The sequence below is a fragment of the Acidicapsa acidisoli genome (genome assembly GCF_025685625.1).
In the GTDB taxonomy this organism is placed as follows: Bacteria; Acidobacteriota; Terriglobia; order Terriglobales; family Acidobacteriaceae; genus Acidicapsa; species Acidicapsa acidisoli.
In genome coordinates this window covers 584,907-602,466 of sequence record NZ_JAGSYI010000003.1, presented here as the reverse complement: position 1 = coordinate 602,466, position 17,560 = coordinate 584,907, and the positions used below count along the sequence as shown (strand labels likewise).

Below are 17,560 nucleotides of genomic sequence, written 5' to 3'. Positions count from 1 at the left end.
ATAGATGTTTCGCTGCCTGCAATTACACCGGCCCCGTTTACAAGTGTGCTGGTGTAGAAGACTGTCTTGAAGCGACTCGATAGAGGGCCACTGCTTCCTTTGGAGGACGGCTCGCTGCGGGCGCGTGTTCAGTTGGACCGAACTCGGACGACTTACTCCAATCGCTTTATGGGTCGCAACCAGGCATATTATTGCTCAGGAGCGCCCTCCATGGCGACGGCGAATTTCTGCCGCATAAAGAAGTCTTGTGGAAAGATTTCAGAGTAACGCCTCATAGCTGCTCGTGCATTCGTGTATTGCTTGAGATCGATGAGGCGAAAGACCAGTGATCTTTGCAGCAGCGGATTGAACGGGTCCTCTTGAATCGCTTTCTGCAGTATGGCGAGACCTTGCTCTCGCTGACCTGTTTTATCCAGAGCCTCAGAGAGGTCGGAGTAGACCGCTGACTGAGGCTTTCCGATCGCCAAAGATTGCTTCAGGTGCTCGATAGCTTCTTGCATGTTTCCGCTTTGCAGGCATCGGCGCCCTAATGCCGCCTGCGCCAAGGCGTTGTTTGGTTCCCTCTGTTGAAGCTGATCGAGAACCCTATAGTAAGGCGGGACATACTCTGGTTTTTGTGCGGCGAGTTCTCCATAGACTTGCAGTAGCGTAAGGAGCGGAGGAGCGACGTCCTGCTTTCCCGGCGCAGGATTGAGATGGATAAGATCGGGTAGGGCCGCCGTGGTCTGTGAAAACGCGGAGTCCGGAAAGGGCTCATTGGCTTGGGCGGTAATGCGGTGATTTGTAAGGCTGGCATGTGCGATGAAGCCTATTTCGCGCTTCGGCATATGGCAGCCGATGCAATTATCGGGCGGACTACTTTGCCGGCGCGCCTCACTTGGCAGCTTACAGTTTTGGTCTGTGTGGCAGCTCATGCATCTCTTGTTGAAAAAAATCGGCACCTCTTCGTTCGCAGGTTCCACGTGAGGATCATGACAGGTTATGCAACTCAGACGGCCGCCGCTGGCGCGATAGCACTTACTCAAAGTCATGGCATAGTAATGCTGCAGATGATCCTTGTCCGGCGGCGCCTTGCGTGTGGGAGGCGTCATGAAAATCGACAGTGTATTGTCGAGAGGCTCTCCGGGCCGAATGTCCTTGTATTCTTTGCCGGGCTTGAGAATTCGTTCATCCCCAATCTCGTGGCATCTCATACAGATATTGTTCGCGAGGTCTGGAGTCAGGCGGGCAGGATTCACAATCGCGAAGCTTCGCCCTTTGCCCATGGCGCCGCTCGTCGCGGCATCTATGTGGGCCGCTCCAGGACCATGGCAATTTTCGCAACCTATCGGCATCTCCGAGAACACGTTGTTTTCGTAGCGCCCGTCGCTACTAGGGATCGGATTCGAGCGGCCACTGTGACAGTTGAGGCATGCTGTAAGAATGGGCCGGCTAAATCCGACATCCGTCGATTCATACCCTGGCGACATCTCCCACCTCTTGGTACTGGTGTATAAGGTGAGTGGCGCCTCAAAGAGATAATCGCCCCGTCGGACGATGGCGCCGATTCCATTTGCTCCAGAGCCGACGATCCATTCGAGCTGATGCTCCTCGCGGAAGATCTCCGTGCCGCTTCCATCCAGCGCAAATTCACTTTCGTACAATTTCCCGTCCCGGACGGTCACGTCGAAGTGCCGGTCAAGTCGCTGATTGGAATACACGGCTGGCAGGTGGAGTTTTTGCAGGAGAGCAGGCGAGACGCTAGATATGGAGCGGCCCATCCTTGTTTGAGTGAACTCCCTGTATATCGCAACGTGACAGTCACCACAGGCCTGCGATCCGACATATCCATCGTTCACCGTTGTGGTTCGAACCGTGTCGCTCGCAGTCGTTGACGACGCTGCGAGCTGGAACCCACTCCCGGCCTGGCCAAATGCTGTGAATGCAAGGACTGTGAGCGTTAGAACCCAGCGCGCGGGACGATGACCGGACAACTCGTATTGTTGAGAGCGGTGTTGTCGCAAGGTCCCGTCCTATTCTGCTGACGTTCTTGCCCGCTGGTCGCGCTGCGCGGCGAGCATCTCGCCCGATACGGCAAAAGGAATGCATGCACAAGCTCGAATCAACATTTCCTGAGGATGCGCGGTTCTTGAGCGCGCAAGAACGATCAGCTGATCCTCTTGGAGCTAACGTTAGCACTCACATCTTGTCGGCCCTTCACCTTCTAGTAGCCGAGGTCCTGCTCAAGCTGCGAGGCGGTACAAATCATAATACATGATCGTTATTAGATTAATAGATCATATATTATGATTGACATATCACAAGGCGTACGGCTAGGATTACGCGGAAATGGGGAGAGCCTTGTTTGATAAAGAGATCTCTATTTCAAGCGCTTGGCAATGGACGGTTCAACTCTCTCGAAGTAGAGCTGTTTGGAGAGGGAGCTTTTCTCCTTATCCCAGGCATTACGACAGCTGCGGATTTTGGAGTTGAACGAAATACCAACGCGGGTTATCAGTAACAGCAAGTTGAACCAACGATGAAAGGCTACTCTGAGGGGAAAGATGACGAACGATCCATTTACGCCGGGGAGCATCAGCCGGCGCAGCTTCTTGGGCTCAACTCTCGCGGCGCTCTCGGTCGGCATCGCCTCGAAAGGAGGACTCGCCTGTGGAGCTGAGCTTGGCGCCGAGCAGGAGGCCGGTCGGGTTCCCACGCTCGACGAACTGGCGACCGGGTGGCTGGATTGCAGCCAGTTGGCTCATATGCCCTCCCTGCATAATTTTCATGAGATGGCCGCCTGCGCACCCGACCTGGTGGGTGTGAATTTTCTCCCTGGCGGCCAGCTCTATCAGGACTCCGGTCCGCGCTGGTACATCTACAACGCATTGCCGCTCTGCCGCCTGCTGATCGACGGAAGGCAGTACGAAAGTTCGAGCTGCCGCTGGTGTGCGTATCAGGCGGAGCGGCGAGTCAAAGCCGGCGATCTGGAGGTACTTTCTACCAACCGGCTGGTGATGGAGGACACGATCGTTCTTTGGCGACTCAGGCTCACCAATACTGGATCGGCGGAGAAGAGCTTTCATATCGGTGTGGCCGCTAACGGCGAGCTGCACCATACGGCTGCCGGCTTTGAGATACAAGCGGTGGCTCTGTTGGAAGAGGTCGTCGATCATTTCGCAGGAGGAGGTGTTCGTTTGCGCGTTGTAAGCCATGACTCAGCCAGCGCGCGGAATGCGAAGCGGAAGATGACCGCAATCTACCGTTTTCTGGATGGGTCCGAGGCGAAAGCGGTCGAGCCGGAGGCGCAATGGACAATGCGCCTGCAGCCCGGAGAGAGCCGTGAGATTCGCTTTTTGATGAGTGCAGCCGACGTGAACGGCAGGCAAAGCGCCGAAGCGGATCAAGCGACCTCTGTTGCCTGGTTTGAGGCGCAGTGGGAACGCGCGAAGAGGGTTTGGGAGGAGCGATGGAGCGCCGCCTTCACGCCCGGCAACGGGTTCTTCTCCGGCAATGCACCCGTCTTGATGACCGACGACGGCGCAATTCACGAAATCTACTATCGCAGCGTGCTGACGCTGCTTGTGTTGTTGCGCACCAATCTCTGGAGCAATCGCACCTTTATCACCAGCGGCGAGCGGGCCAAGGGCACCGTGTTTTATTGGGATACATCGCTGTTCTCGACGCTCTTTGCCATGCTGGAGCCGAAGCAGATGAAGGAGCAGCTCAAGTTGTTCCTGGAGCAGGATCCCCATGCGAATGCGGTAATCATCTTCACAGATCAGCGGCCCCCTTCGCCGGAGAAACTGCGGGTGCCGGCGGGGTGGGACCTGCGCGGATACGCGGCAAATGATCTATCGATCTTCCGGCTGGCGTGGTCCTATCTCTGCGTTACGCAGGATATGGATTTCCTGCGGGAGAAGATCGCCGATCAGACGGTGCTCGAACGGCTACGCGTGCTGGCGACGAACTGGAAGAAGCTGCTGCGCGCGCCCACAGACACTCTGGCCGATTACGGCGAGGCCCCTAACCTGCTGGAGTGCGTGCCGACCTATATTCACAAGGTGCCGTCGTTCAATGCCGCAGATGTGTGGATGATGCGCGAGTTTGCCGGCATCCTGCAGGCGGTTGGCAATTCCGACGAGGCCCGCCAAATGCACGCCGAAGCGGATGCAATGGTAAAAGCGGTGATGAGTTTGTACGTTCCTGGAACGGGTGTTTGGGCGAGCCTTCACCGGGACGGAAGCCGAGTAGAGATGCGCCACTGCTATGACTTTGCGACGGTGGGCCGCTTCATGGCCGGCGATCTTCCAGTCAATGTGCGAGGGGAGATGGTTGGCTTCGTGAAGCGGGAGCTATTGGCCGAGAAGTGGATGCGTGCGCAGTCAATGCTCGACGTAGCCGCAGCTAGTTCTGACCGTCCCGATCATGGATCGATGGGTGCATACGATGCATGGCCGGCGGTAACGGTGGATGCGATGTGCGCATTGGGTTACTGGGAGGACGCGATTACGTTTCTGCGACGAACACAGGCCGCGATCTACGAAGGCGTCTACGCGCAGGCGCATGAATTTTACGGTCCGATACGGAGCCAATATGATGCGCCGGTACGGATTGCTCAAAGGGAAGGCTGTATGCGCGAGTGTTCCGGCGGCGGCGCTTTTGCGGAAACCATTATCGGCACGCTCTTTGGCTATGCCGCCAAGCCAGGAGGCAAAGCTGCGTTGATGGACGCCGCGGTGCGGCGGGGATTCCGCGGAGAGCTGCATCATGTGCGGTACGGGAGCGAGTTGCTTCGCATTCGATCTGGAGAGGCCGGGCTCGATCTGCGCAGGGAAGCCTGAGCGAAATTCCCGCTCATCCAAACGGAAGATACTCTAACGCGACGGATCTCGTTCATGGTGCATTCGCCGCAAGGGGATTTCTCGGTTCTGAGGCGGGAGCGGGCTGAGCGGGCGTGTTGTAAAGGTAAATCTGACGCAGATTCTTCATCGAGCTCAACGATACAACAGCTGCTGCCGTAACCTTTGTGCCACTCAGATTCAGATAAGTCAACTGCGAGAGAGGAGCCAGTTTTGAAATCCCGTCACCGGTCACCTGCGTTTCTTCCAGATGCAGAGCACGCAGATGGGTGAACTGCTTCAACGTATCGAAGCTCGCGTCGGTCACGGCCGTACGTCCGAGTTCCGCCTCCACGATATAAGGCGCAAATTTTTGGAATTGTGCAAGCTGTGAGTCGTTGAAGGAGGCAGAGGCGTCGACCGTATACAAAATCAATCCATCCTCAGGCTTCTTCGACACTGGCATCAGTTTCGCTCCCTGCCCCTGGGCCATTCGACGGATCTCCGGCGTTAACGAGCTATAGTCTCCCACCGGTTGCAGCGGCAGTTCCGGCCGATCTTCATGGATCGAGATTCCAGCCAGAGAGACTGCTGTCGGCGAAGCGCCCTGCTCAATCCATGCTTTGATCCAGGCAATCTGCTCCGCTTTGAGCGGCGGCTTGCCTTCGGCCGGCATGAACTGCTTGTGACTTGGCGGAAGCGTGACTCGCACAAGCAGCAGACTCTCCTCAGGCTTGCCTGCAACAATCGCGGGACCATCCTGGCCACCCTTCATCAGCGACTCGTAGGAGTCCAGGCGTAGGCCGCCTTGCACTTTTCCAGTACCATGACAACCAGCACAGTTTGCATCGAGAATAGGGTTGATTCGCTTGGCGTAGAACGAGGTTGCAGGCGGCGTTGTTCCAAACGTGGTCCAGCGCTTCAGGGATGCGGGCATATATTGCGTGAGGTAATTGCTTCCATGGGTAAGCGAGCCGCCCTGGTGGGCCGTCCATACCAGCGCCAGCAATGTGCAGGTCAGCAACGCGGGATAGACATACGGCACATTGCCTGACGACCACCATGGCCGCGCGAGCAGGCATAGAAGCACGCCGATGGTGAGTACGATTCCGCCACTCTCATGCAGTGTCACGCCTGTGCCAGCGTCGCCGCTGCCAAAAGCGAGGAGAACTCCAAGCACCAGTGCGAACAGGCAACTGGCGAACGAGAAACCAAGCACAAAGCTTGCCGCTTCGCGCAGCGCCGGTCGGAATCTGCCGACGATCTCAAGCAGCGGAAGCAGCACCAGTAAGCCGATAGGAAGATGCACCGCGAGGGGATGAAAGCGGCCCAGGAACTGTTCCCAATCGGCGTGAGGCTTGCCATCGAGCTTGACGACCCATGGCAGCAATACAAGCGCAGCGCTCAGCGTCAGCGCCGCTATCCATATCCATTGTGTCGACTTGCTTTTCGGACGAACCCGATCAGCTAATTCGGCGAGCCCTCCACGATTGGTCACGCAAGCAGACCCTGCACCACACTTGCCGGTGTTGGCCCGGTCAGTTTCTGATCGAGGCCCTGAAACTTATACGTCAGCTTGTTGTGGTCGATGCCCAGGCAGTGCAGGATAGTCGCATTGAAGTCCCGCACCGTGACCGGATCCTTGATGACGTTATAGCTGTACTCATCTGTCTCGCCGAAGGTGATGCCCGTGCGCACGCCTCCGCCCGTCATCCATGTGGTGAAGCAACGCGGATGGTGATCCCGGCCGTAATTCTCAGGCGTGAGTCCACCCTGGCTATAAACGGTGCGGCCAAACTCGCCCGCCCAGATGACGAGCGTGTCGTCCAGCAGGCCGCGCTGCTTGAGGTCTGTTACCAGCGCATAGCAGGCTCGGTCTGTCTCCTGGCAAAGAATCGGCAGTGTCCCCGTCACGTTGCCATGCACATCCCAGCCGCGCTTGTAGACCTGCGTAAAGCGCACACCGCGCTCAGCCATGCGGCGAGCCATCAGACAGTTATAGGCAAAGGTTCCTGGCTCTTTTGCGTCCGGGCCGTAAAGGTCCCAGGTCGACTTGGGCTCCTTGCTTAGATCGGCAAGCTCGGGCACAGAGGTTTGCATACGATAGGCCATCTCGTACTGAGCAATGCGGGCATGGGTCTCAGGATCGCCAAGCTCCTCGAATGTCTGCTGGTTGATCGCGTTCACCGCGTCCAGCATCTTGCGGCGCACCTCATGACTTACTCCGTTTGGGTCGCTGATGTAAAGCACTGGATCGCCCTGCGAACGCAATCCCACACCGGCGTACTCGGAAGAAAGAAAGCCACTGCTCCACAGCCGCGAAGAGACGGGCTGATTGTCCTCTTTCATATTCAACTTGCTCTGCAGCACCATGAAGGTGGGCAGATTATCGTTCATGCTGCCCAGTCCGTACGCAAGCCACGCCCCCAGGCATGGCTTGCCGGGATTCATATTGCCTGTATTCATGAGCATGATCGCCGGCTCGTGATTGATGGCTTCCGTATTCGTGGACTTGATGATGGTCAGGTCGTCGACGATCTTCGCCGTATTCGGCAGCAGATCGCTGACCCAGGTGCCTGTCTCGCCATATCGTTTGAACGCCCAGTGCGAGGGAGCGATGGGAAACCGTGCCTGACCGGCCGTCATGCCTGTCAATTGCTGCCCGCCGCGCACGGAATCGGGAATGTCCTTGTCGTACAGCGCAGCGAGATTTGGCTTATAGTCCAGCAGATCGATCTGCGGTGGACCGCCGGACATGAACAAATAGATGGCCCGCTTGGCTTTGGGAGCAAAATACGGTAGTTTCAGCGGCTCTGCAGCCTGCGCATCCGAACGGCCTTTTGCATTCTGCTGCGGAGCATCTCCGCGAAGAGCGTGATCTCCTAGCAGGCTCGCCATGGCAGCCCATCCCAATACCTTTCCCGTGCGTCCCAGAAAGTGGCGTCGCGTCTGCAGCGCTGCCCACTCCTGCTTCACTTCTGCAGAGACGGCAAAACGCATCACGTCGGGTTCGCGTTCGGTATCGGTACAAAGAGGATGCTGCTTCATTCGATTTCCCTCCGCTACTTCGTCACCGTCTCATCCAGGTTCAACATTTCGCTTGCCACCATCGTCCATGCCGCGAGTTCGGCTGCGGGAATCGATCCATCCCTCTTCTTCTCGCCTACGCCGACGAGTTCCTGCGCGGCTTTGGGATCGGCGGCATAGTGCTTCTGCATCTGCTCCAGCGAGTTCTCCAGCACCGCGGCCATCGGCGCAGGCGGGTCATGCGAAAGCAAAAGCTCGCCCATCAACTGAATGCGCTGTTGTGAGTTAGTTCCTGCCTCTTTGATCACCCGCTCAGCCAATCCACGCGCCGCCTCGACCCATTGCACATCGTTCATAGTTACAAGGGCCTGCAGAGGTGTATCCGTCCTCTGTCTGCGGGTGCAAACCACATCGCGCATGGTCGCGTCGAAGGCATCCATGTCGGGCAACATGGCCATGCGTTTCCAGTAACTGTACATGCTTCGCCGGTAAAGGCCATCGCCATGGTCCTGCGTGTAATGCAGCGTGTCGCTCGCATTGTGGCCCTGTTCCCAGATATTCGCTGGCTGGTAGGGCTTTACGCTCGGGCCACCAATCTTATTCACCAGCAGCCCGCTTGACTCAAGCGCAATGTCGCGCAAAGTCTCGGCATCCATGCGGAAGCGCGGCCCACGCGCAAGCAGGAGATTCTTGGGGTCTTTGGTCAGCTGCTCCGGCGTCGATTTTGCACTTTGCCGGTACGCCGCCGACATGACCATCAGCTTGTACATATGCTTGACGTCCCATCCGCTTTCGCGGAACTCGACAGCCAGCCAGTCCAGTAACTCGGGATGCGATGGCCGCTGTCCCATAATGCCAAAGTCCTCGGTTGTTTCGACGAGACCGGTCCCAAAGATTTCGTTCCATATCCGGTTCACGGTCACTCGCGCAGTTAGCGGATTATCCGGACTTACGGTCCACTTGGCCAATGCCAGCCGGTTATGCGGCTCGCCCGCGGGCAATGCGGGAAGAAAGTGAGGTGTATTCGCTTCCACGCGATCGGCACGTGCCGAATACACGCCTCGCGTCAAAACATTGGCATACGCAATGGAAGGCTTCTCCCAGGCAACGAGTGTTAGATCGCCGCCCTCTGACAGCTTGTCGAGCTGCGCATTCAACTGCCGGATCTGTTCCTGCAGAGCGATTGAGTTTGGCTCGACATGGTTGAAGTAGAACTCGCTGACTGCATGTCGCTCATCCTCGCTCCACTTGTCGGCAGGCTTGCTCGTCACTTCCGCAACGTAGTCCTCGAAGGGCAACTGCTTCGCTTCCTCCGGCGTCAGCACACGCCCATACAGGCGGATGTCCTGATAGCGCGTCTCGCGCGCTGGATCGGTATCTGGATATCGCCAGCCAAGTTGCATGGGAGCTTGTGTCCGAATGGACTTCTGGGTCAGCTTGTCCATCGCGACCGTCGTAGCGACCGGCGCTCCATCCACATAGATTTTGACGCCAGACGCCTTGCCCGATCCGTCATAGGTGAAGAAGATATGTCTCCAGTGGCCGTCGACGGGCAGAGCTTCAGTCGCTGAAACCTTGATCCCCACCCAAGGCGTAGCATCTTCCGCCGGCTTGGGTTTTGTGTCCTTGTGCTCTTCGGTTTTCTTCTTGTCTTCGGGCTTTTTGGAAGCTTCTTTTTTCGGCGCAGGTTTATTCGGCGCCAGGTCTTTGGGGGTTAAATCTACCGGCGTTGGATACTCAAACGCTTCTTTCTTTACGACCGGCTTCCTGACCGTCACGCTCTTGGGAATCGTCAGGTTCTTCGGTGCTTCGTTGACAAGCTGAACGTTGACGATTCCTTTCTCGATGGAAAGATCCCAGCCGCGGTTGTGCTGGCCCGTATCCATCTTAGAGAGAAGCGCGCCGGTAGCGTTGTCCAGGGAGTAGTTCGGTGCCGAGCGCACCATGAACCATCCGCCCGAAGAGAATGCCTGGTTCCCTTCGTAGTCGCCGGTTTGCCCTAGCGCGACATGTGTGCTCGCGTCCATGCGAAAATCAGGCCAGAGCCAGGTAGTCTCTCCCCATTGCGGCTTGAATTTCCCAATGGGAAAACTAGCCTGCTGCGCATGAGGAGCACTGTTTTTCAATACGTCGCCGCCGCCTTCATCCAGGCGAAGCCGAAGCACAAGGTTATCGGCGGAAACAGGCTGTGCCAGATGTTGACGCGATGCAAGCCAGCGCGGAATCAGTACGCGATCCTGCGAATGCAAAGAGGCGAGTCGACTGGCTAGCTCCGATCGATTTGCAAGAATTCGATTGTAGGCTTCGTGATTTACAGGCTTGGGGATGCGCGCCACCGGCGTCCAGACTGGCCGGTCGCCATTGAAAGGCTTCTCGTCAATGTTGTTGAAGAACGCCGTTAACGCATAGAAATCCTTCTGCGAGGTTGGATCGTATTTGTGATCGTGGCAGACCGCGCAACCCACGGTCAGCCCCATAAATGTAGCTCCGTACGCCTCAGTCCGCTCCCGGGCGATGTTCGCCCTCAGCTCTTCCGGAATTGCGCCGCCTTCGTTGCTGCTTGCACCCAGGCGAACATAGCCGCTTGCGATCAGAGGATCGATGGTCTTTGCGGGAAGAAGATCTCCGGCGATTTGCTCTACTGCGAATTGATCGAATGGTTTGTTGTTGTTGAATGACCGAATGACGTAATCGCGATATGGCCAGATATCGCGACTGTTGTCCAAATGAATTCCATAGGTGTCGGCGTATCGTGCATAATCCAGCCAGTGGCGCGCGCGCTCCTCGCCATAGCTGGGTTTGGCCAGCAATCCATCCACCAGATGTTCATAGGCACTGGGCGAGTTATCTTTCTGGAACGCGCGCACCTCGGCAGGAGCAGGCAGCAAGCCCGTCAGATCGAGCGTCACTCGCCGAATCAATATTTCCTTGCTCGCTTCGGGCGACGGATGCAAACCTTCCTTCTGGAGCCGCGCCAGGATAAACGTGTCGATCGGCGTCTTCGCCCAGGCGGCCTTCTGAGTGGCCGCGGGAAGTGCGGGCCGAATAGGCTTGTCAAAGGCCCAATGTGGCCGATATACCGCGCCCTCCTTCACCCACTCCTTCAAAACCGCAATGTCCTCCGGCTTCATCGGTTTCGCCTCGCCCTGCGGCGACTGCGGCATCAGGTGGTGGGAGTCGGTGGATTCGATTCGTTTGATGAGTTCGCTCTGTTCAGGATGACCGGGAACAATGGCGTCGGGATGTCCCGGCCTCTTCCGGAATGCCGATTCCTCTAAGTCGAGGCGCAAACCGCCTTTGCGCATCTCCGGGTCAGGGCCGTGGCAACTAAAGCAATTGCTGGCCAGAATCGGTTGCACGTCTTGGTTGAAATCGAGTTGCTGCGTAGTCCGAACGGCGCTCACGTGAGCATGATTTCCATGGCATCCGAATGTCGGCCCGAGCAATATTCCGAGAAGACAGAACCATGGCATGGAAGCGACAGGAGTCAGCTTGGATCGAGCGGTCATCTTTGAAATCGCCAGATTCGAAAACATCATAACCACCTGGACAAACCCCTGCACTTTATTCCCCAAAAGTATAGGCTACTCTCCAGACAGATTGCACTCGAAGGCGTCTCTTGGTACTTCCTGACCGGCTTGGCCGTGATCTACTCGGTCAATGTCAACGCCGCAATTTCGTCACCCCACAGAGGGCCCAAGACAAATCGCGGTAGGAATTAGCAATACAAGTCACTTACCAGGACTGATGCGTTGAGAATCGGAATAAAGCTGGTTCGCAAAAATAAGATAGACGCTTGAAGTCCAGGTGTATGCAGGATCTCGCAACGCCTCTCCGGTGAGGGCATTGAAGTTCTCTACCATGCCGTTTCCCTGTGCCATTCGACAGAATTATTCCCGAAGCGCCGTGACCAAACGTAGCACAATGTGTCAATTCGTCTTGGTCCGGCTTTCGACCTAGAAGATCGGTACGTACTATCAGGCGGGAGGCGTCATCTTTTGTCTATGATCTGTTCAAGATTTCAAGATGGGGAACCGAACGCATGAATAAAGCGGAAGATCATGATACGGCAGACCGCCTCCTTGCAATTGTCGCGAATTCCCTGGACACTCCGGCGAAAACGCAAGATCTGGCGCGCCGAGCGTATCAAAGCCGTACGCAGTTCCACCGGTTGTTCCGAACCGTGGTCGATGAAACTCCGGCCGCCATGCGACGGCGGCTACTGTTGGAAAGAGCAGCATACCAACTGGGGCATACCGGAACGTCGGTTACGGACATTGCTCTGGACGCCAACTACAATTCGCTGGAGGCGTTCACTCGCGCTTTCCGAAGGGCTTTTCGGATTTCTCCCAGCATCTACCGCCGCGTCCGTGATCCGCACTTTCATTTACCGGCTTCCAATAAAATTCACTTTTTTGCACCTTCTTCATCAACAAAAGGAGAGAAAGACATGGATTTGTTTGATCGTTTTGCAGGCAACGACTCCTGGCACACTCGGCGTTTGCTGGAATACGCGGGTACTTTGACAGAGGAACAATTAGATCGGCCGCTTCCCACGGTGGTAGAGCTGTTGCCCTGGCGAGAGTCGAACAAGACTCTGAGGCAGCTTTTAGAAAACATCATCTTCACTAAAGAAGTCTGGACCGCCGCGCTGTCCGGGGCGGAGATGGATATGAACGGCCCTCCCAAATCGCAGCGTTCCCCGCAAGCGATGCTGCAAAGGCTGGAAAAGACGGATGCTGAACTGCATCATATCCTCAGTGACATCCGAAACCGCTCCAGTTGGGATGATACTTTTGTCGACGCTCTATGCGAACCAGCGGAGACCTTCACCTACGGCGGCGTCTTCGCCCATATCATGACGTTCAATGCACACCGCAGGTTGATGGCCTTGGACGCTCTACGCCAACTCGGCGTTCAAACCGAGGGTTTCGGCGATCCAATGGAGTATGAGGAATGTGTGGCACCCTGGAACCCGCGAGAAGCTGTCAAAATGCCATGAGCGAACACCTCTCTGAGGACAAACCTGTAGAAACTCCGCGAGTTTGCATCGCCGATCTTGACGTGGAGCGACGACGAGAACGGAATTGTTGCGACTCAACGGCGCTTTTGAGCAGGATCGCAGCTTCGCCAATTTTCCCTCGTATCTTTTCTTCGATCCACAACCTTAGTCATGAGGCGCGAGAGGCTCAGGCCATTCCACTGCGCTGAACTTGCCATCTTGCTGGCGTGTGACGACTGGAGCGTAGAGGCCCAGTAGATTGCGCTTCCACCAGTTGCCTGTGTGCCGCTTTTCTGCCATGGAAGTGAACCAGTACCGCCACAGGACTGCTTTCACGAAGCGGGGCGGCGCTTGCGGGAAGGGATTTGCTTTGAACAATCCAAGTACAGACGGATCGTTCTCGAGAAGCCGCTCTTCGGTGAGCGCGACAAAATTGCTCTGTTGCCAGTCGCCTAGGGAAGCGAACCACAGGTTCCATTCAAATCGCGGCTGGTACGGCGCGTAGATGCCCGGCGCTTCGTTGAGCGCCTGTGGCTTGTAGCGGAAGAGATACGGCGTCCAGTTCTGGCCGTCGACCGACCCCTGAAACTCGATCTCGTATCGCCCGCGCGTCATCACGGCGAAGAGTCCGTATTGATTGGCGATGCGAAACGGTTCCAGCGCAACAATGGGAGCAGTTGGCAGCGGCAGGTCCGACCATAGCATTCGGACCATTTCGGCCGTGGTCGCGTATCCGATCCACGAGAGTAGCATGGTAGCGACAAAAAGACGAGCCGTTGCGAGAACTCTGACGAATCTGCGTGGCGCGGGCGGAATTTCGGCCTTAGGCTCGTCGGAATTCTCCAGAATCGATAGCGGAGGCTCGCTGGTTGGCGCAGATTCCTGCTGCTGCGGTTCCGGCAGCGTATTGCGGAAGCGCTGCGGCAGCAGCCATCGAATGCTGCTGTCATCCAGTAGCAGAAAGCCGAGCGATAGCACGAGATAGTTCAGGAAGGTGTAGTTGGCCGTGAGTATGACGCCGATCTCCCACGGCGTGACGATGAAGAAGCAGATAAGTCGTGCGCGTCCGGGCAAGAAGAGCAGCAAGACCACGGCCAACTCCATGGCCAATGTTCCCACAACAGTGGCGGCGTGAAACCAGTGCGGCAGGTGCTCGACATACCAGCCGATCCAGGTGGGCAGCGGGCCATTCTGGTAGTACTCGTCCATGGCGGTGAAATTGCGCCATTGCTGGTCGCCGCTCAGCAGCTTCACCATTCCCGACTCGAAGTAGATGCGGAACCACTCCCACTGCAACAGAAAGAGGCTGGCTCGCGAGGGCGGGCTTGCAATTCCCAAACCTGGCCGGAGTCCGCGCGGTGCGAAGAACAAGGCGATGAATCCCGCTTCGAGCAACATGCCGTCGGACTGATAACCGGAGAAATCCTGCGCCGCGGTGACAAACGCAAGAAAGCACAGGAAGCAGACGAAAAAGCTGAGGCGGGGCCAGAGATTGCAGAAGGCCGCGACGGACGCGATCAGGCCTAACCACGTCACGGCCATCATCGCGTGAGATCCGGCGGATATCCAAAAGAGCGTTGGCGCGTACCAGAAGCGCATCAGCCCCATTGCGCCCTGCACGGCGTCAAGGTAGCGTTGCGCAGGCAGAATGCCTTGCGGTCCGATCAGGCCGTCGATCTGAAAGAGCAGTGAGAAGAATGCCGAGAAATAAATGGCGGCCAGAGCGCGCAGAAAAATCCAGCGAGGCAGAAACTTATCCGCCAGACCAGCTTGCGAGTCAAAGAGCCATGCGACGCGGCCTGTTGCGATAGAAACAGGCAGGAAGGATGGCGCGAAATTACGCAGAGTGCGAACCATGCCGTTGCACCTTCCAAAGGCATGTCCATCATTCACGACGCAGGCGGAAGAGCGCAACTGAGACTATAAGGGACTCTGAGGCCAGCCCAGCGCTCTTGAGTTATGAGCGCCGCGCCGGCCCGGTTCGAGCTACACCTTGGGAAGCTGTTGCGTGGTCCATCCGCCGCCGAGGGCTTTGATCAGCAATACGCTGGCCTGCTGGCGGCGCAACTGTATCTCGATATCGTTGCGCTCGTTCATCAGGGCTGCGGTCTGCGAAGTAATGACCTGGAGGTAAGTGTCCACACCGCCTTGGTAGCGGGTTGTAAAGAGATCGAGGGTCTGCTCGGCCGAGTGGGTGGCTGCGTGCTGCTGATCGGCTTCGGTTTCGAGGATGCGCAGAGCAGCGAGGTTGTCCTCGACCTGTCCGAAGCTGGTGAGTACAGTCTGGCGGTAATTAGCCACGGTCGCGTCGTAATTGGCCTGCGCGATTGCGACACCGGCCTTGCGGCGTCCGGCGTCAAAGAGTGTTTCACTGAGGGTAGGACCGACCGCCCAAAAGCGGCTTGGCCACGTCAGCCAGTTCAGCGCCGAGGTGCCCATGAAGCCGGCCGATCCGGAAAGGCTCAGGGTTGGGTAATAGGCAGCCTTGGCGATGCCGATCTGTTCATTGGCGGCGGCCATCTGGCGCTCCATCGAGGCGATGTCCGGACGGCGCTCCAGTAACTGGGAGGGCAACGACAAAGGAACCTTCGGCAGCACGGAGTGATCCGCCCCTCGCGGCAATGCGTCGAGGTGGAACTCCGCCGGAGGCAAGCCGATCAGGATGGCGATGGCGTGCTGGTCGGCTGCGCGTTCGTTGTTGAGATCGGTTTGGATCACCTGTGCAGCTTGCAACTGGGTGCGCGCCTGAGTTACATCGGAAAGCGGCGCTGCGCCGCCGTCATGGCGGTCTTCCGTGAGCTTGAGCGCTTCCTGGTAGGCCTTTACCGTGTCGTTGAGAAGCTGTAACTGGGTATCGGTGGCGCGAAGGTCAAAGTAGTCCATTGCCAGCTCGGCCTGGAGGCTGAGAAGCGCGGTCGCCAGGTCGGCGGCGCTGGCCTGGGCCTGCGCGCGCGAGGCGGTGACGCCACGGCGAATGCGGCCCCACAAATCGATCTCGTAATTGATATCGAAGGGCAGGGAGAAGCTGCCTTCTCCGTTATTGAGATAGTTCGTGTTGAAATACGGCTGATGGAGGGAGTCGCGAACCGTGCCGATCGCAGGCGCCGTACCAATTGTCGGAGCCAGATAGGATCGGTTGATGGCCACATAGCCACGTGCTGCCCGGAAGTTAGCCTCGGAGGCCTTGAGGCTCTGGTTGGCCGTGGCGACCTGCTGCTCAAGCTGGTTCAGCTCCGGGTCGGAAAAAAGCTGCCACCATGAGCCTCCCAGAGCGGAGTCCGATGGCGCCGCTGGCTTCCAGTCGCCGGATTGTGTCGAATCGGGCGCAGATTCCTCATACGCTGGCGGCGCGGAAGCCTGCGGCTTGACGTAGTTCGGGCCTACCTTGCAACCGGCCAGCCCGATCCCAATGCCCATCAGCAGAAGCGGTGCCGCGGTCTTCAACGTCATGCCGGGCCCTGCTTTCCGGTGGAGATAACCTTGACTTCCTCGCCGGCCGCGAGCGAGTCGGGCGGGTCGAGGACAACGGCGTCCTGCGTGGTCAGGCCTGAGGTGACTTCCACCTTGTCGCCGTAGTCGTGGCTGATGGAAATTGGAGCTAGAACAACGCGATTCTGCCGCACAACGGCAGCGCGAAGCCCCTCGGCGCGGAAGAGAAGCGCGTTCGACGGCAACGTGACGGAATGCGGATTGCCGGGCAGCCGCAGATGCACAAAGACGTAAGCACCGGGCAGCAGATGACCTTTGGAGTTGTCGACATCGACTTCGAGGTTAAGCGTGCGCGATTCCGGATCGATGGCGTTGCTGTTGCGCACCATTACGCCTTGAAAGGTCTCATCCGGACGATCGGTTTCGGTCAGGTCCACCTTGCCTCCGTCGGTGACGGCATTGGCGTATGCTTCGGGCACCGCAACATACACGCGCAGCCGGTTGATGGCGGAGACATGGAAGAGTTCCTTGGGTACGGAGTTGGCGCCAGCCTCGACCAGTGCGCCGATGTCGATGTTGCGCGCGGTGACGACGCCGTCAAAGGGCGCGATCACCTTTTCGAAGCCCTGCAACTGCTCCAGCCTGCGAACATTGGCCTCGGCGGCGGAGAGCGTCGATTGCCGTGCCGCGAGATCGCTCATCGCCTGATCGGTCTCCTGCTTGGAGACGGCGTCCTTCGCCAGCAGATTCTGCCAGCGTTTGCTGGTAATGTCGGCGATTGCCACGTTGGCCTGCGCAGTCTTTACATCAGCTTGCGCCTGCTGCAGTTGCTGGTCGAGCTCGGGTGTTTCGATCTCCGCCATCAGCTCGCCCTGGTGGACATGCGCTCCGATATCGACATACCAGCGCCGCAGGTAGCCGTTGGTGCGGGCGTAAATCGGCGTGTCGATGAAGGCCTCGACATTGCCCGGCAGATCGACCTGCTGAATCTGCTCGCCCGCCTGCGGAAACGTGACGCGGACGGACGGAACGGAGGACTGGGTCGCGACGTCGGCGAGAACGGCATCGGCGGTCATGCGGGAGTGAATCCCGCTGTAAATTCCGACTGCGAGCAGCGCCACTACGACGCAGATGACCAGGATCGCCAGCTTGCTCTTCGGTTTGCCGGCTGGAGCGGACGCGCCAGCCGGAGCGGCGCCATGAGCCGGTCCGTTCCCCGAATTTGGAGCCGGATTCGCCGTCTGCAAGTGCTCGCTTTCGTGTGCTTTAGTAGTCTCCATAA

The 17,560-nt window shown here is 57.7% G+C and carries 9 protein-coding genes; 2 read left to right on the top strand and 7 right to left on the bottom strand.

Annotation, left to right across the window (positions count from 1 at the left end; genetic code table 11):
- Positions 1 to 188: 188 nt before the first annotated feature.
- Positions 189 to 2,003: a cytochrome c3 family protein gene (locus OHL23_RS20315; protein WP_263353792.1), complete on the bottom strand. Its 1,815-nt coding sequence runs from the start codon at positions 2,001 to 2,003 to the stop codon at positions 189 to 191.
- Between the two features lie 540 nt (positions 2,004 to 2,543).
- Here OHL23_RS20315 and OHL23_RS20310 point away from each other — a divergent pair.
- Complete coding sequence (locus OHL23_RS20310) at positions 2,544 to 4,823, top strand: hypothetical protein (protein WP_263353791.1); 2,280 nt, start codon at positions 2,544 to 2,546, stop codon at positions 4,821 to 4,823.
- Between the two features lie 52 nt (positions 4,824 to 4,875).
- Here OHL23_RS20310 and OHL23_RS20305 read toward each other — a convergent pair whose 3' ends face one another.
- From OHL23_RS20305 to OHL23_RS20295, 3 genes are read right to left on the bottom strand one after another with little or no spacing between them, the layout of a single operon-like run.
- Positions 4,876 to 6,318, bottom strand: a complete 1,443-nt coding sequence (locus OHL23_RS20305) for a c-type cytochrome domain-containing protein (RefSeq protein WP_263353790.1) — start codon at positions 6,316 to 6,318, stop codon at positions 4,876 to 4,878.
- On the bottom strand, positions 6,315 to 7,868 hold the full coding sequence (locus OHL23_RS20300) for a DUF1501 domain-containing protein (RefSeq protein ID WP_263353789.1): 1,554 nt from the start codon (positions 7,866 to 7,868) through the stop codon (positions 6,315 to 6,317). Before OHL23_RS20300 ends, OHL23_RS20305 begins: the two co-directional genes overlap by 4 nt.
- A gap of 14 nt (positions 7,869 to 7,882) precedes the next feature.
- Positions 7,883 to 11,356, bottom strand: coding sequence for a DUF1553 domain-containing protein (locus OHL23_RS20295; RefSeq protein ID WP_263353788.1), 3,474 nt, complete (start codon positions 11,354 to 11,356; stop codon positions 7,883 to 7,885).
- A 533-nt stretch (positions 11,357 to 11,889) separates the two neighbouring features.
- Between OHL23_RS20295 and OHL23_RS20290 the strand changes: the two genes are divergently transcribed.
- Positions 11,890 to 12,849 (top strand): helix-turn-helix domain-containing protein, encoded by a 960-nt coding sequence (locus OHL23_RS20290; RefSeq protein ID WP_263353787.1) that lies wholly within the window; start codon positions 11,890 to 11,892, stop codon positions 12,847 to 12,849.
- A 165-nt stretch (positions 12,850 to 13,014) separates the two neighbouring features.
- On the opposite strand, the gene OHL23_RS20285 is transcribed toward OHL23_RS20290, so the two are convergent.
- The 3 genes from OHL23_RS20285 to OHL23_RS20275 form a co-directional block, all read right to left on the bottom strand.
- A complete protein-coding gene (locus OHL23_RS20285; protein ID WP_263353786.1) occupies positions 13,015 to 14,706 on the bottom strand; it encodes a lipase maturation factor family protein in 1,692 nt (563 codons plus the stop codon).
- Positions 14,707 to 14,835: 129 nt separating this feature from the next.
- Positions 14,836 to 16,299, bottom strand: coding sequence for an efflux transporter outer membrane subunit (locus tag OHL23_RS20280; RefSeq protein WP_263353785.1), 1,464 nt, complete (start codon positions 16,297 to 16,299; stop codon positions 14,836 to 14,838).
- Complete coding sequence (locus OHL23_RS20275) at positions 16,296 to 17,558, bottom strand: efflux RND transporter periplasmic adaptor subunit (protein WP_263353784.1); 1,263 nt, start codon at positions 17,556 to 17,558, stop codon at positions 16,296 to 16,298. Before OHL23_RS20275 ends, OHL23_RS20280 begins: the two co-directional genes overlap by 4 nt.
- Positions 17,559 to 17,560 lie beyond the last annotated feature (2 nt).

Coding starts and splice junctions, on each gene's coding strand:
- OHL23_RS20275 (WP_263353784.1), bottom strand. CDS start 17,558: ATGGAGACTACTAAAGCACACGAAAGCGAGCACTTGCAGACGGCGAAT.
- OHL23_RS20310 (WP_263353791.1), top strand. CDS start 2,544: ATGACGAACGATCCATTTACGCCGGGGAGCATCAGCCGGCGCAGCTTC.
- OHL23_RS20280 (WP_263353785.1), bottom strand. CDS start 16,299: ATGACGTTGAAGACCGCGGCACCGCTTCTGCTGATGGGCATTGGGATC.
- OHL23_RS20285 (WP_263353786.1), bottom strand. CDS start 14,706: ATGGTTCGCACTCTGCGTAATTTCGCGCCATCCTTCCTGCCTGTTTCT.
- OHL23_RS20300 (WP_263353789.1), bottom strand. CDS start 7,868: ATGAAGCAGCATCCTCTTTGTACCGATACCGAACGCGAACCCGACGTG.
- OHL23_RS20290 (WP_263353787.1), top strand. CDS start 11,890: ATGAATAAAGCGGAAGATCATGATACGGCAGACCGCCTCCTTGCAATT.
- OHL23_RS20295 (WP_263353788.1), bottom strand. CDS start 11,356: ATGACCGCTCGATCCAAGCTGACTCCTGTCGCTTCCATGCCATGGTTC.